General features: G+C 69.1%; 13 protein-coding genes, 1 pseudogene and 1 riboswitch. Of the genes and pseudogenes, 7 read left to right on the forward strand and 7 right to left on the reverse strand.

Annotation, left to right across the window (positions count from 1 at the left end; translation table 11 throughout):
- Positions 1-6: 6 nt before the first annotated feature.
- The 3 genes from BN1197_RS09100 to BN1197_RS09110 all read right to left on the reverse strand — a co-directional run bounded on the left by BN1197_RS09100 (position 7) and on the right by BN1197_RS09110 (position 3,117).
- Complete coding sequence (locus tag BN1197_RS09100) at positions 7-828, reverse strand: carbohydrate ABC transporter permease (RefSeq protein ID WP_040158582.1); 822 nt, start codon at positions 826-828, stop codon at positions 7-9.
- Positions 825-1,643 carry a carbohydrate ABC transporter permease gene (locus BN1197_RS09105; protein ID WP_040158940.1) on the reverse strand — a complete coding sequence of 273 codons (819 nt, stop codon included), beginning with the start codon at positions 1,641-1,643 and terminating at the stop codon, positions 825-827. Before BN1197_RS09105 ends, BN1197_RS09100 begins: the two co-directional genes overlap by 4 nt.
- Positions 1,644-1,740: 97 nt before the next feature.
- Positions 1,741-3,117 (reverse strand): ABC transporter substrate-binding protein, encoded by a 1,377-nt coding sequence (locus BN1197_RS09110; protein WP_040158584.1) that lies wholly within the window; start codon positions 3,115-3,117, stop codon positions 1,741-1,743.
- A gap of 413 nt (positions 3,118-3,530) precedes the next feature.
- Here BN1197_RS09110 and BN1197_RS09115 point away from each other — a divergent pair, with 413 nt between their 5' ends.
- Complete coding sequence (locus BN1197_RS09115; RefSeq protein WP_040158586.1) at positions 3,531-4,877, forward strand: 6-phospho-beta-glucosidase; 1,347 nt, start codon at positions 3,531-3,533, stop codon at positions 4,875-4,877.
- Positions 4,878-4,981: 104 nt separating this feature from the next.
- Entirely contained in the window at positions 4,982-5,452 is a 471-nt protein-coding gene (locus BN1197_RS09120) for a PaaI family thioesterase (protein WP_040158588.1), read from the forward strand.
- 11 nt (positions 5,453-5,463) lie between these two features.
- Here the strand turns inward: BN1197_RS09120 and BN1197_RS09125 are convergent, their stop codons facing one another.
- On the reverse strand, positions 5,464-7,560 hold the full coding sequence (locus BN1197_RS09125) for a thioredoxin domain-containing protein (RefSeq protein WP_040158590.1): 2,097 nt from the start codon (positions 7,558-7,560) through the stop codon (positions 5,464-5,466).
- Between the two features lie 212 nt (positions 7,561-7,772).
- Here BN1197_RS09125 and BN1197_RS17090 point away from each other — a divergent pair, with 212 nt between their 5' ends.
- The 3 genes and pseudogenes from BN1197_RS17090 (at position 7,773) to BN1197_RS09140 (ending at position 10,072) form a co-directional block, all read left to right on the forward strand.
- The gene (locus BN1197_RS17090) at positions 7,773-8,702 is read left to right on the forward strand and encodes an Nmad2 family putative nucleotide modification protein (RefSeq protein ID WP_141397255.1); all 930 of its coding nucleotides are present in this window, start codon (positions 7,773-7,775) and stop codon (positions 8,700-8,702) included.
- Positions 8,699-9,553, forward strand: a pseudogene (locus BN1197_RS17785) (Nmad3 family putative nucleotide modification protein). The gene BN1197_RS17090 and the pseudogene BN1197_RS17785 overlap by 4 nt, the downstream one beginning before the upstream one ends.
- A 108-nt stretch (positions 9,554-9,661) precedes the next feature.
- Entirely contained in the window at positions 9,662-10,072 is a 411-nt protein-coding gene (locus BN1197_RS09140) for a helix-turn-helix domain-containing transcriptional regulator (protein ID WP_040158946.1), read from the forward strand.
- A 2-nt stretch (positions 10,073-10,074) separates the two neighbouring features.
- Here BN1197_RS09140 and BN1197_RS09145 read toward each other — a convergent pair whose 3' ends face one another.
- Together BN1197_RS09145 and tpx are read right to left on the reverse strand one after the other, a co-directional pair.
- The gene (locus BN1197_RS09145; protein ID WP_052466321.1) at positions 10,075-10,551 is read right to left on the reverse strand and encodes a hypothetical protein; all 477 of its coding nucleotides are present in this window, start codon (positions 10,549-10,551) and stop codon (positions 10,075-10,077) included.
- A gap of 269 nt (positions 10,552-10,820) precedes the next feature.
- Positions 10,821-11,318 carry a thiol peroxidase gene (gene tpx, locus BN1197_RS09150; RefSeq protein WP_040158592.1) on the reverse strand — a complete coding sequence of 166 codons (498 nt, stop codon included), beginning with the start codon at positions 11,316-11,318 and terminating at the stop codon, positions 10,821-10,823.
- A gap of 205 nt (positions 11,319-11,523) precedes the next feature.
- Positions 11,524-11,653: riboswitch (cobalamin riboswitch) on the forward strand.
- A 25-nt stretch (positions 11,654-11,678) separates the two neighbouring features.
- Here tpx and BN1197_RS09155 point away from each other — a divergent pair.
- Together BN1197_RS09155 and BN1197_RS09160 are read left to right on the forward strand one after the other, a co-directional pair.
- The gene (locus BN1197_RS09155) at positions 11,679-12,392 is read left to right on the forward strand and encodes an energy-coupling factor ABC transporter permease (protein ID WP_040158594.1); all 714 of its coding nucleotides are present in this window, start codon (positions 11,679-11,681) and stop codon (positions 12,390-12,392) included.
- Positions 12,389-12,730, forward strand: a complete 342-nt coding sequence (locus BN1197_RS09160; protein WP_040158596.1) for an energy-coupling factor ABC transporter substrate-binding protein — start codon at positions 12,389-12,391, stop codon at positions 12,728-12,730. Before BN1197_RS09155 ends, BN1197_RS09160 begins: the two co-directional genes overlap by 4 nt.
- A gap of 155 nt (positions 12,731-12,885) precedes the next feature.
- On the opposite strand, the gene BN1197_RS09165 is transcribed toward BN1197_RS09160, so the two are convergent.
- A complete protein-coding gene (locus BN1197_RS09165) occupies positions 12,886-13,470 on the reverse strand; it encodes a GNAT family N-acetyltransferase (RefSeq protein WP_052466323.1) in 585 nt (194 codons plus the stop codon).
- Positions 13,471-13,485 lie beyond the last annotated feature (15 nt).

Genomic DNA, 13,485 nt, shown 5'->3' on the forward strand with positions numbered 1-13,485 from the left:
CGTCACCTACTCACGCACGGCTCCTTCGAGCATGCCGGCGATGAAGTGACGCTGGAGGAACACGTAGAGCACGACGACCGGCGTGGCGACGATGCACGCGCCCGCGGCGAGGAGGGTGAAGCCCTGCGTGTACTGGCCCTGGAAGAACGCGAGCCCGAGCGGGGCGGTGCGCAGCCCCTCGGCGGTGACCATGACGAGCGGGATGAGGAACTCGTTCCACGTCCACATGAACGTGAGCACGGTGAGCGTGACGATCGCGGGCCGGGCGAGCGGCACGAGAATGAGCCACAACGTGCGCCAGTGACCGGCCCCGTCGAGACGGGCGGCCTCGACGACGGCGCGGGAGGAGGAGCGGAAGTACGTGCGCATCCAGTAGCTGCCGAACGCCACCGACTGGGCGATCTGCGGGAGGACGACGGCCCACAGGGTGTCGGTGAGGTGCAGGTCGCGCAGGTCGAAGTAGAGCGGCACGACGACGGCCTCGTTCGGCATCATCATCCCGAGCAGGAAGAGGTAGAGCACGAGTTCGGAGCCGGGAAAGCGGATCGAGCCGAGGGCGTAGCCGGCGAGGACCGACAGCACGACGCTGACCGCGACGACGATGACCGAGACGAGCAGGCTCGTGCGCAGGTACGTGCCGAAGTGCCCGATGCGCCAGGCCTCGGCGAAGTTGCCGGGATGCACGCCGAGGATGCTCGTCGTCTGCTCACCGGTGTCGGGGGTGCCGAGCGCCGCGGCGACGACGGTGAGGATCGGGTAGAGGGCGAAGATCGCGAACGCGATGAGAACGACGTAGTTGGCGATCTTCTCGGCGGGGGAGACCCTCATGCCGTGCTCCGATCGCCGATCCGGTTGATGACGAACGTGATCGCGAAGATGAGCACGGTGAGGGCCACGCCGATCGCTGCCGCCGAGCCGACCTCGCCGATCTGGAACGCGCGGTCGTACACCGCGTAGGAGGGCACGAGCGTCGAGGTGCCCGGGCCACCCTGGGTCGTCATGTAGATGAGGTCGAAGGTCTTGAGCGCGGCGATGACGGTCAGGGTGAGTGCGACCGCGATCTCGCCGCGCACCGAGGGCAGGGTCACGGCGAAGAACTCCCGGAACGCGCCGGCGCCGTCGAGGCGGGCGGCCTCGTAGAGCTCACCGGGGATGCGTCCCATGCCCGCGAGCAGCAACACCGTGACCAGGCCGATCTCGAACCACGTGCCGATGAGCCCGATCGCCGGCAGCGCGAGGTCGTAGCTGCCGAGCCATCCCCGAAGCGGCCCCAGCCCGCTCACCGGGTCGTAGATGCGCCGCCACGCGACGGCGATGACGACCATGGCGACGACCTGCGGCAGAAAGATCACCGTGCGAAAGAACCCGAGACCGCGCACCTTGGCCCGGTTGAGGATCGAGGCGAGGCCGAGCCCGAGCACGACCGGGATCGCCGCGAAGAACACCATGAGGATGAGCGCGTGGACGAACGCGCCGCGCAACTCGGCGTCGGCGACGAGGTCGACGTAGTTCTGCAGGCCGGCCCACGTGCCGACGGTGAGGCCGTCCCAGTCGTACAACGAGATCTGCACGGCCCGCCCGAGCGGGTAGAGCAGGAACAGTCCGTAGACGAGCAGACCGGGCAAGACGTACAGCCAACCCACGGCTCGTGGCTCACCGGGAGGCCCGCCGCGACGCCGGCGTGGTGACGCGGCGGGCTCCGATCGCGACGTGCCGGCGGTGTCCGCGGCCTCGCTCATGTCAGCCGTTCTTCTCGACGTAATCGCCGTAGTCCTTCTGCACCGTCTGCAAGAACTGCTCGGGGGTGTTCTTCTTCGCGATGAGATCCTGCAACGCCGCGCCGATCGTGTCGCCCATGGTCGGGGTGGCGTAGTCGAGATAGGGGACGAGACCGTTCTGCTGGACGATCGTGCCGAACGCGGTGAAGACGTCCTGAGTGAGAGCGTCGGGGGCCTTCTGCGCGGCGGTGTCGACGACCGGCAGGTTGCCCGTCTCGGCGAGGGTCTTCATCGCGTCCTTGTTCGTGATGAAGTCGATGTAGGCAGCAGCCGCGTCGGGGTTCTTCGACTTCGACGAGATTGCCCACGGGATGCCGGTGCCGCCGGTGGAGACCGGCTTGCCCCCTGCGGCGGACGAGGGAGGCGGCAGCATGAAGGTCACGTCGCCCTTCATCGCCTTGGACAGGTCGGGCGCGAGCCACGTGCCCGCCATGAGGTAGGTGCCGGTGCCCTTACCGAACGACTGCCAGGCCGGGTCGTAGCCGAGCCCGTTGGCCTTGTTGTCGAGGAAGCCCTTGTCGACCCAGTCGACGAGCGTCTGCGCAGCCTTGGTGTTCTCGGGGGTGACCCAGTTGCCGCCGGGCTGGCCGAAGCCGAGCTGACGGATCGTGTCGGGGGCGACGTACTGGGCCTGAATCGGCCCGAAGACGTGGACGGCTGGCCACTTGTCGAGGTTGCCGAGCACGAGCGGTGCCTCGTTCGGGCGCTTGGTCTTGAGCGTGGCCATGCTCGACTCCAACTCGGCCCACGTCGTCGGGGGCTGGAGACCGGCCTCCTTCAGGTGCGCGGTGTTGACGTAGAGACCGACGACCTCACCGACCTGCGGCAGACCGTAGAGGCTGCCCTTGCCGAACGTCTTGCCGTCGGGGGTGTAGCTCGAGTACTGCCGCACCGACTCGGGGTAGCGCTGGTCCCAGCCGTACGCCTTGGCGTAGGGGTCGAGAGAGAGCAGGAGGTTGCCCTTGACGAACGTGCCCATGTCGGAGCGGCCGTTGTTGCTCTGGAAGACGTCGGGCGGGGTGTCGCCGGAGAGCGCGAGCTTGAGCGTCTTGTTGAGGTCGTCGAACGAGCGCGAGACCCGCTTGATCTTGATGTTGGGGTACTTCTTCTGGAACTCGTCGTTGAGCTTGGTGATCTGCTGCGCCTGACCGCCGCGCACCTCCTGGTCCCACACCGTGAGCGTCACGTTGCCGAGAGCCGCCGGGTCGGTCTTCACCTCACCGCTCGGGGTCGCCGCATCCTTGGGCGGGGCGGATGTCGAACCCGGCGCCGCGCATCCGGCGACGGCGAGAGCACTGATCCCGGCGAGGGCGACGAGACGAACGATCGGGCGACTCATGGTGACTCCTGCACATCGGACGGACCTCGGCGGCGAACGGGACGTGGCTGCGCGAAGCGCCCGGTGGCGTCCTTCGTCGTCGGCGTGACTGGATACTACGCACGCCGGGGGCGAGACGAGGCGTGGTCGGCGGGGTGTTTCCGAGACCGCCGGTCCGTCGAGGCGAGCAGTCGGCACGGGCGGCCTTCGGACACGTGGTGGAGTCGAGACACGCTTGAGGTCGTGCCTGTACGCCCCAGATCGCGTGCCTCAGCGCGATCAGGGGTGCACGGATGTCGCATCCCGTGCCCGCCCCAGACGAGCCGTCGAGGGGTTGTCGGTGAGGGGCAGTAGCGTGCCGGTCAGGACGGTCACCGAGCAGGTCGAGACGGCACGACTCCTACCGAGACGCGTGAGACGAAAGGGACGGATCGATGAAGCTGGCGATGCTGGGCGGCGGCGGGTTTCGCACGCCACTGGTCTACCGGGCGCTCCTGGGTGACACCGCCGAGCGGCGGGTCACCGAAGTGCGGCTCCACGACGTCGACGAGGCGCGGTTGGCCGCGATCACGCGCGTGCTCGACGCGATGGCCGACGGCGATGCGCAGGCCCCGGTCGTCCGGGCGACGACCGATCTCGACGAGGCGCTCGACGGGGTCGACTTCGTGTTCTCGGCCATTCGCACCGGCGGCCTCGAGGCGCGCACGGCCGACGAGCGAGTGGCGCTCGCCCACGGATTGCTCGGGCAGGAGACGGTAGGACCGGGTGGAATCTCGTTCGGGCTGCGTACCGTTCCGGTCGCGCTTCACGTCGCTCGGCGGGTCGCTGCGGTGGCGCCGGGGGCGTGGGTCATCAACTTCACCAACCCCGCCGGCATGATCACCGAGGCGATGGCGGGGGTGCTCGGGGAACGGGTCGTCGGTATCTGCGACAGTCCGATCGCCATGGCGCGCCGGGCGGTTCGCCTGCTCGGCCTCGACCCCCAGCGGACGCGCGTCGATTACGTGGGGCTCAACCACCTGGGCTGGTTGCGGGCGCTCGAGGTGGACGGGGTCGACCGGCTGCCGCAGTTGCTCGGCGACGACCGACTGCTGCTCGCCACGGAGGAGGGCCGACTGTTCGGGTCGGAGTGGCTGCGGACGATCGGCATGCTGCCCAACGAGTACCTGTACTACTACTACTTCACCCGCGACGCGGTCACCGGCATCCTCGCCGCCGGGCAGACGCGAGGGGAGTACCTCGACGCGCAGCAGTCCTCGTTCTACGCGACGTTGAATGACGAGACGGTCGATGCGCTCGCCGAGTGGGACCGGGTGCGCCTCGAACGCAACGCGACGTACATGAAGGAGGCGCGCGGGGCCGACGACGAACGCGACGACGACGACATCGAGGGCGGAGGCTACGAGGGGGTCGCGCTCGCGCTCATGGCGGCCATCGCCCGCGACGAGCCCGCTGAACTCATCCTCAACGTGCGCAACGGCACGACGATCCCGTGCCTGCCGCAGGACGCCGTCGTCGAGGTGCCGTGTCGCGTCGACGCGACCGGGCCGCACCCGCACCCGACACCGCCGTTGACCGGTCACCCGCTCGGGCTCGTGCAACAGATGAAGGCCGTCGACCGGCTCGTCATCGAGGCCGCGATCACGGGGTCGGTCGATCGGGCGGTCGAGGCGTTCGCCCTGCACCCGCTCGTCGACTCCGTGTCCGTCGCACGCGAACTCCTCGCCGACTACCGCGCCCGTATCCCCGCCGTCGATGAGGTGTTCACGCGGGGGAGGTGACGCGGGGCGCGTGACCCCGCGGGCGGTCACGTCGTTCGAGGGCTCGTGCCTCGTCCACCGGGCTACCCTCCGGAGGAACGCATCGAGCCCGAGAAGAGGTCCGCATGAGCGCCGCGATCCAGGACTCCTACGCCGAGGAGCTCAGCCACTGCTACGGCTGCGGGGCGAACAACCCCGACGGCATGCAGCTCAAGACACGCTGGGACGGCGACGAGACCGTCACCGAGTACCTGCCGAGGCCGGAGCACACGGCGATCCCCGGTTACGTCCACGGCGGGATCCTCGCCTCGCTCGTCGACTGCCACGGCACGGGTTCGGCCGCGGCCGCGGCGCACCGGGCGAACGGGCACGAGATCGGCGATGGCACGCCGCCGCGTTTCGTCACCGCTTCACTGCAGGTCGACTTCCGCAAGCCGACCCCACAGGGCTCTCCGCTCGTCGCCCGCGGGCGGATCGCCGAGCAGACCGACCGCAAGGTCGTCACCGACGTCTCGGTGACCGTCGACGGCGTCGAGGTCGCGACCGGGCGGGTGGTCGCCGTGAGGATGCCGGACGGGATGCGTCCGAAGGGCTGACGACCAGAGGGTCAGCGCCTCGGATCAGCCCCCGCGGGGTGATCGTCCGCTTGGGCGTCGAGCGCGGCTTCGAGGGCGCTCGGATCGGTGAGTGGCGGTCCGCAGACCGTGCCGCGACAGACGTAGGCCGTCGGGAGCCCGTCGCGCAGCGGCCGGTCGGCGAGCAGGGGCATGCTGCCCGGGGCGCCGTGCGCGAGCAGAGTCCGTGGGTGGCGCGCGGCGACCTCCACCAGCGTGTTCGCTTCGGCCGGCACGCCTCTCGCGAGGTGGCCCGCGTCGGTCAGGCTCTCGGCGTGGACGATCGCGACGGTCACCGGACCGTCGACCGCGCACTCGGCCGCGGCCAGTGACCAGCCGCCGAAGACCGGGGTGCGCAGCGCGGCGCCGCACGAGACGTCGAGTGCCTCCTTCGCCGCCGCGAGATGACGAGCGGACCCGGCCACCGCACCGAACTCGAGGAGCGCTCTGGCCAGCGCGGAGGTGCCGCAGGGCTCGGCCGTGTCGGCGTCGTTGCGCGGGCGCAGCATGAGTTCTTCGGCGTCGCTGCCGGTGTCGTAGAACCCGCCGTCCTCGGCGCGAAAGAGGGGGAGGGCGACGTCGAGGATCGCCTCGGCCATCTCCAGCCACGACGTGTCGCCGGTGGCGAGGTGCAACCGGACGAGCCCGAACGCGAGGTCGCCGTGATCCTCGGCCACCGCGAGAGCGTCTCCGACGATCCCGTCTCGTGAGGTGCGGCGCAGACGGCCGTCGACGAGGTGTTCCTCGAGGACGAAGTGGGCGCAGCGCGCGGCGGCCGCCACATATGACGGCTCGGCGAGGAACGCGCCTGCGTCGGCCAGGGCCGCGATCGCGAGGCCGTTCCACGCGGTGACGACCTTGTCGTCGCGCGCGGGCTGTGGGCGTTTCGCGCGGGCGGCGAGGAGGCGCGGGCGCACCGATGCCCACCAGCTCTCCTCCGGGTCGACACGTCGCTGCAGCACCGACGAGCCGTGCTCGAACGTGCCGGCGGCGGTCACCTCGAGCAGGAGCGCCGCCGTGGCACCGTCCTCCTCGCCGAGGACCTCGGCCAGCTCGTCGGGCGTCCACACGTAGGTGGCGCCCTCGACGCTACGACCGCCGATCACCGTGTCGGCGTCGAGAGCGGACGCGAACGCGCCTTGTGCCGTGCGCAGGTCGGTGAGGAGGAAGTCGGCGGTCTCGCGCGCGATGCGCCGCGCGAACGGCGAGCCCGAGGCGCGGAACCAGTCGACGTAGACCGAGAGCAGCAGCGCGTTGTCGTACAGCATCTTCTCGAAGTGCGGAACGACCCAGTCGGCATCGGTGGAATAGCGCGCGAAGCCGCCGGCGAGCTGGTCGTACATGCCCCCGCGGGCCATGGCCTCGCACGTCGACTCGACCATCTGGAGCGCGCGTCGTGTGCCCGTGCGGTCGTGGTGGCGCAACAGCCACGCGAGCACCATGGACGGCGGGAACTTGGGCGCGGTGCCGAATCCGCCACGCTCCCAATCGAAGACGGAGGCCGCTCGCTCCTCGGCCGAGTCGAGCATGGAGACGAGCTCGGCCGCGGGCCCGGCGGTGCCGGCGTTCGGATCGTCGATGGCGAGCGGGGGAGTGGTCTGCACCGACGCCTGCGCGCGGAGGGCCTCGGCGATCCGGTCGGCTGACTCCTCGACCTCGGCGCGGCGATCGCTCCACGCCTCCGCAGCGCTGGCCAGCAGGTGGAGGAACTGGGGTTTGGGGATGTACGTCGCGGCGAAGAACGGCTGGCCGTCGGGCGTGAGCAGACACGTCATCGGCCAGCCGCCGCGGCCGGTGAGCGCCACGGTGGCGGCCATGTAGACGGCGTCGATGTCGGGACGTTCTTCACGATCGACCTTGATCGCGACGAACCCGCGGTTCAGCGCGTCGGCGACCTCGTCGTCCTCGAACACCTCGTGCGCCATGACGTGGCACCAGTGGCACGCCGCGTAGCCCACCGACAGAAGGATCGGCACGTCACGACGTTTCGCCTCGGCCAGCGCGTCGTCACACCACGGCCACCAGTCGACGGGGTTCTCGGCGTGCTGAAGCAGATACGGACTCGTCGCCTCGGCCAGTCGGTTCGCCATGGCCTGTCCTCCCGTCAGAGATGTGTGCATCGGGAATCCTTGAACGATGTAAACAAATGATGCAAACGTTCTCGTGAAGGCCCTCTGCCGAGGTGTCGCGCGGCAGCGGCTATCAGGTTATCTGCCTCTGCCCAGATGAGGGTGTGGGTCGAGTTGGAACTCACAATGTCGCACCGTCAATCTAGGCTTGGTCACAGACAGAACGGGAGGAGATGACCACCATGATTCGGTGCGCCGAGTGCGGTGAAGACGAAGAACTCGGCGGTCGCCCGTTCGATGACGGTCGCAGGGAGATCACCTGTGACGGGTGCGGCCGCTCGTGGATACGTGACACCGCGACACGGCTGGCCACCCCATCTGCTTCCGTTCGGCCGAGCGATCGTCGTCGTCCGGCAGACTGCGGGCCTCGGTGGGATGACGAGCCGGTTCTCTCGACGCTGAATCGTGAAGCGCCAGCGCTCAAGGAAAATGGCCGCGATGGCGTACCGCTGTCGCTCACCCCGAAGCACGAGCCGTTCTGGCAGGGTGGTGATTCGGTTCGGGCGAGTCGCGTCTTCTCCTACATCGTGGTTCACGACACCGGCTTCTCGCCGAACCCGTTCCACGGGCTCCTGACGCTCGCCTGCTGCAAGCCGCGGATCCGTCGGACTGCCAGCGTCGGCGACATCATCGTCGGCCTATCGAGCCGGAGCGAGCGGATCGTCTACGCGACGCAGGTCGCCGAGGTGATCGGATTCGAGGAGTACTGGGCCGACCCGAGGTACCAGGTGCGAAGGCCAGTCATGGACTCTCCGCAGATCGTCTATCGCGTCGGCGACAACATCTACGAGCCCAGCGATGCCGGATTCCGGCAACTGCACTCGTTCCACTCCAACCGCGACGGGTCGGAGGCCGCCACACTGAAACGCACAGACCTCGGCGGCGAGCACGTTCTCGTCTGCGAGCGCTTCACCCACTGGGGGCGCAGCGGGCCGACCCTGCCGGAGGGTCTGGCGTTCCTCTCCGTTGGGCGCGGCCACCGCTCCAACTTCACCCGTGACCAGGTCGACGTCGTCACCGGATGGTTTGCTGGTCTCCCGGGCGGCGTTCTTGGCCCGCCCGCTCAGTGGAAAGCTGGCGACCAGAGTTGGCGTGAGTCATGAAACTGATCCTGAGCCGCAAGGCGTTCGAGTCGAGCGCAGGCAAGGTCGCCAACCCCATCCTCGATGACGGCACGCTGGTGCCCCTGCCCATCCCGGACAAGCAGTCGCCCATCCGCTACCAGGACATCACCATCGCCGGTCAGAACCTCGGCAAGCTCGCATCGGAACTGACGAACGGAAGGTCGCGAGCCAGCCACTTCGCCCATCTTGACCCGGACCTGATCGAGTCCGCCTATCCACGCGCACCCGGTTGGCGACCGATCTTCGGGCAGGTCGACGCTGCTCAGTCGGTCTTGGCACGCGAAGGGGTTGGGCCTGGAGATCTGTTCCTCTTCTTCGGATGGTTCCGACGGGTGACGGCCGCAGCCGGGCGGTTCCGCTACGTTCCGGGCGCGCCTGACTTACATGTGATGTGATGGATGCAGATTGACGAAGTCGTCCCCGTCGACGGCAGTGCGCATCCCGTGTGGATGGCCTACCACCCACACGTCGCGAACACCCGCGGACGCGGCAACACGATCTATGTCGCGCGAGAGAAGCTCGTCCTAGACGGGATCGAACTCGGGCTGGCCGGTGCCGGCCACTTCACCCGCTACGACGACCGCCTGCGGCTCACAAAGGAAGGCAGCAACCGCTCGCTGTGGAGTCTCCCAGGCTGGCTTGCTCCGGGTGGATCTCGACCTCCGCTGGGCTACCACTGCGATCTGAGCCGCTGGCGACCTGATGGCGACCGAGTTGACCTCCAAAGTGCCGCGCGCGGCCAAGAGTTCGTCCTCGACACCACCTGGTATCCAGAGGCGATCCCGTGGGTCGCGGAACTTCTGCAAGGATCGCGTCCCTCAGCAGCATGACGCCCCTCGGTCTGTAGCCGGGCGGCGGTTGCGGGCGCGGATCAAAGCGCGACCGTCTCCAGGCCGTAACATTTATGATACGCTCTCTCATCGAGAGGGGTGACCACCATGACCGGTACCAGCGCTTTCTGGGATGACCTTGCGCGCGACCTCGAGGACGCCGAGTTCCTTCGGGAGTTCGTCGTGGAGTCCATGCGCATCGCCACCATTGACGAGGTCGTCAATGCGCTCGATGACGCTCGCGAGGCCGCCGGGATGTCCAAGGCCGAGCTTGCTCGCGCGATTCAGGCGGAGCCCGCGACCATCCGTCGCCTCTTCGCCTCCGACAAGTCGAACCCGACGCTCGGCACGCTGGCCGAGGTCGCTGCCGCTCTCGGGATGAGGATCACCGTCGAGCCGCTCAACGACGACGAGCGGACCAAGGTCACCGAGCCTCTCCTGGCCGGGCGGGCCGCTGACCCCGACGCGCTTGCCCGCCACCTTCGCGAACTGCGGACCCGCAGCAAGGTCCCTGCGTAGCATCAGTCGATCGAGCGCGGGTTGTGGGCCAGGTACTCCTCACCCATCGAGCGCACCTCGGCGTAATCCGCATCGCTCAACGTGGAGCGGAACGGCTTGTCGCGGCCGTCGATGATGACCAGCAGCGGCTTCTCCTGTCCCTTGGCCTCGTAGTCGAGCAGGCAGAACAAGCGGTAGTGGTGACGCTTCGGACCATCGACGCGGACCTCGAACCACCCGCGCATGTCGCCCTTCATCGCCTCCCAGTAGCCACCACCGGCAAACCGCTTTGGCGGGGCCGTCGCCACAGCGATGAGAACGGCGTTGGCCTTCGCGCGAACCGACCTCGGCCACGACCGCAAGGCCTCGCGACCTGGCTCTGCCTGCGCAGGGTCGTCGTTGACGTGCCGCCTGAAGTAGACGATGTCGTGCGGGTCGTCGGGAGATGGCCCCGTGCGTACAGTCGCCGGGGCGCTCTTCCGCTTCTTCGAGCTCGTCATCGCCCGCAACGCTATCGGCGACGACCGACATCAGCCGGGATAACGCTCGGACAGGCGGTTTCACCAGGCTTCGCGGGGTGAAACCGCCTGTCCGAGCGTTCGGGGTGCGGGGTCCCGGGTGCGGAACCGCCTGTCCGAGCGCGGGACGCCGGGCGGGCCGGCGATGAGGCGGTCTAACCGTGGCCTCCTGATGCTCGAACAGGCGGTTCGGACCCCGAATCTGGGGCGAACCGCCTGTTCGAGCGTTCGTCACTCCCGTGGTGCTCGGCTCAGGAGAGCGCGGCGATCGCGGCGTCGTAGTCGGGCTCCTGGCCGATCTCGGGCACGAGTTCGGTGTGGAGCACGGTGCCGTCGGTGTCGAGCACGACCACGGCGCGAGCGAGCAGGCCGCGCATCGGGCCGTCGATCATCGTCACGCCGTACTCGTCGCCGAAGTCCGTGCGGAAGCTGCTGGCGACGGTGACGTTGTCGATGCCCTCGGCACCGCAGAAGCGCGCGAGCGCGAACGGCAGGTCGGCCGACGCGCAGACGACGGTCGCGTTGTCGAGGCCGGCGGCCCGCTCGTTGAAGGTGCGCACGCTCTGGGCGCAGACACCGGTGTCGACACTGGGGAAGATGTTGAGGACGATACGGCGACCCTCGAAGTCGTCGTTGGTGATCTCGGCGAGATCGGTTCCGGTGAGCCGGAATCCGGGCGCCTTGCCGCCCTTGGAGGGCAGGTCGCCGGAGGTCTGGACGGGGGAACCCTTGAGAGCTGTCGTAGCCATGGGTTCTGTCTAACACGTGCCGCCCGGCGCGGCCAGAGGACCGCCGCCGCGGCGACGCCCTCTGTCGCGCACCGCGTGATCACTCGATTCGCTGGGCTCGCTCGAGGCCCGCGGCCGATCGCCTCCGGCATGCTTGAGGCGGGCCGCCCACCGCGTAGCGATGCGGAGCCCCCGGCGCACCGCCACACCTCGACCCCCTCGAACGGTGATGCCATACTCGGCGGGTCACGACACTCCGCGGTCGAGGCGAGGAAGCCGGTGTGAATCCGGCACGGTCGCGCCACTGTGAGGCCCGAGGGGCCGAGTCAGACACTCACCCGCCGCATCGAGGGGGACGCGTCATCCCCGAAGGAGAACTCCATGCACATCACCGAGGGGTATCTGCCCCCCATACACGCCGCGGCTTGGGCCGCTGCCTCCGCACCCTTCGTCGTCCACGGCGCGCGCGCCGTCGTCCGCCAGGTACGTGAGAACCCGGAGAGTCGGCTGCTGCTCGGCGCCGCCGGGGCCTTCACGTTCGTCCTCTCGGCCATCAAGCTCCCGTCGGCCAGCGGCAGTTCGAGCCACCCCACGGGCACCGGGCTGGGGGCGGTGTTGTTCCGGCCGCCGGTCATGGCGTTCCTCTGCACCATCGTCCTTCTGTTCCAGGCGTTGTTGCTCGCCCACGGAGGCATCACGACGCTGGGGGCGAACGTCTTCTCCATGGGCGTCGTCGGCCCCTGGGTCGGGTATGCGACGTGGCGTCTGCTCAAGGGCGCCAACACGGGTGTGGCGATGTTCTTCGCCGCCGCGCTCGCCGATCTGTCGACCTACTGCATGACCTCCCTGCAACTCGCGCTGGCCTATCCCGACGCCACGTCCGGGTTCGCCGGTGCCGCCGCGAAGTTCCTCTCGGTCTTCGCGCTCACCCAGATCCCGCTCGCCGTCGTCGAGGGCCTGCTCTCGGTACTCGTGTTCCGGTTGCTCACCGACATCGCGAAGCCCGAACTCGTCCGGCTCGGTGTCCTCGGGCGCCCCGCTCGGCCCGCAGGGCAGGATCGCGACCGTTCGGAGGCCACGGAGGTGACTCGATGAACAAGCACGTCGTCACGCTGCTGCTGCTCGTCGGCATCATCGCCGTGCTCGGGGCCTCGTTCTTCGTCGGAGGCCTGCGTCAGGATCCCGGTGCCGGCGACGAGGCGTTCGGCGGCACCGACGCCCAGGTCACCGAGATGCTCGACGAGGGCGGCGCCCGGCCGTGGTTCGGACCGGTGGTCGAACTGGGCTCGAGCGAACTCGAGTCGGGCCTGTTCGCGGCCCAGGCAGGTCTTGGTGGCATCGTCCTCGGCTACTGCGTCGGACGTCTGCAGGGGCGCCGCCGCGTCGAGGCGTCGAGCGCGACCGCCGAGCCGGCCGAGTCGCCCGCCAGGTGACGCGTCACCCAGCCGCTGTGGCCGGGGACCGTTGTCGACGCTCCGAACACGAAAACCCCTGCTCGCTCGGTACTCTCGTCTGCAGTGACCGCTCCCGGTCCCTCCCCCGCCACTGCGGGGGAGGGGCCGATGTCCGGCTGGCCGTCTCGATCCTGTCAGTGGGTGTCGCGCCACTCGTGCGAACCCCGGCTCATCCGCAGCTCTCGAACCCCGAAGCGCGCGTCCGGTCTGCCGTCGTCGACGACGAAGCCGTGGCGGGTGTAGAAGGCGATCGCGCGGGCGTTGCCGTCGACGACCCACAGGTACGCGGGTGCCTCGCCGACGAGGTGCGCGAGCAGCAGGTCGCCCAGCCCGGTGCCGTGGTCGGAGGCGAGAACGTTGATCGCCCACAGCTCCAGGCCGACGGGCGCGTCCTCGTCGCGGGCGCGCCCCGCGGACCCGAGGGCAACGATCCGTCCGCCCGGGTCGACCCCGACGAGGGTCTGTGGTCGTGTCTTCGGGTCGGCAGTGAGGATCTGCTCCCACCGCTCCTCACCCGCGCGGGCGTCGAGGCCGTCGAGAACCTCCGGCGGCATGAGCCCCGTGTACGTCTCTCGCCACACCTGCGCGTGCACGCTCGCAAGGCGCGCGGCGTCGGCGATCTGCGCGACGCGGATCGTGTAGCCGGACGCGAGGGCCGCACGGGCCCGTGCGCTCATGGGCACGGCTGCGTCCTCGGTGGACTCGATGCCGGTGCTCATGGCGGGAGTCTGTCA

This window comes from Mobilicoccus massiliensis, from assembly GCF_000826525.2.
GTDB classification, from domain to species: Bacteria; Actinomycetota; Actinomycetes; order Actinomycetales; family Dermatophilaceae; genus Mobilicoccus; species Mobilicoccus massiliensis.

Bases quoted from the DNA above. Each gene is read 5' to 3' on its own strand.
- BN1197_RS09100 (WP_040158582.1), bottom strand. From the start codon at position 828: ATGAGGGTCTCCCCCGCCGAGAAGATCGCCAACTACGTCGTTCTCATC.
- BN1197_RS09110 (WP_040158584.1), bottom strand. From the start codon at position 3,117: ATGAGTCGCCCGATCGTTCGTCTCGTCGCCCTCGCCGGGATCAGTGCT.
- BN1197_RS09115 (WP_040158586.1), top strand. From the start codon at position 3,531: ATGAAGCTGGCGATGCTGGGCGGCGGCGGGTTTCGCACGCCACTGGTC.
- BN1197_RS09120 (WP_040158588.1), top strand. From the start codon at position 4,982: ATGAGCGCCGCGATCCAGGACTCCTACGCCGAGGAGCTCAGCCACTGC.
- BN1197_RS09125 (WP_040158590.1), bottom strand. From the start codon at position 7,560: ATGGCGAACCGACTGGCCGAGGCGACGAGTCCGTATCTGCTTCAGCAC.
- BN1197_RS17090 (WP_141397255.1), top strand. From the start codon at position 7,773: ATGACCACCATGATTCGGTGCGCCGAGTGCGGTGAAGACGAAGAACTC.
- BN1197_RS09140 (WP_040158946.1), top strand. From the start codon at position 9,662: ATGACCGGTACCAGCGCTTTCTGGGATGACCTTGCGCGCGACCTCGAG.
- BN1197_RS09145 (WP_052466321.1), bottom strand. From the start codon at position 10,551: ATGACGAGCTCGAAGAAGCGGAAGAGCGCCCCGGCGACTGTACGCACG.
- tpx (WP_040158592.1), bottom strand. From the start codon at position 11,318: ATGGCTACGACAGCTCTCAAGGGTTCCCCCGTCCAGACCTCCGGCGAC.
- BN1197_RS09155 (WP_040158594.1), top strand. From the start codon at position 11,679: ATGCACATCACCGAGGGGTATCTGCCCCCCATACACGCCGCGGCTTGG.
- BN1197_RS09160 (WP_040158596.1), top strand. From the start codon at position 12,389: ATGAACAAGCACGTCGTCACGCTGCTGCTGCTCGTCGGCATCATCGCC.
- BN1197_RS09165 (WP_052466323.1), bottom strand. From the start codon at position 13,470: ATGAGCACCGGCATCGAGTCCACCGAGGACGCAGCCGTGCCCATGAGC.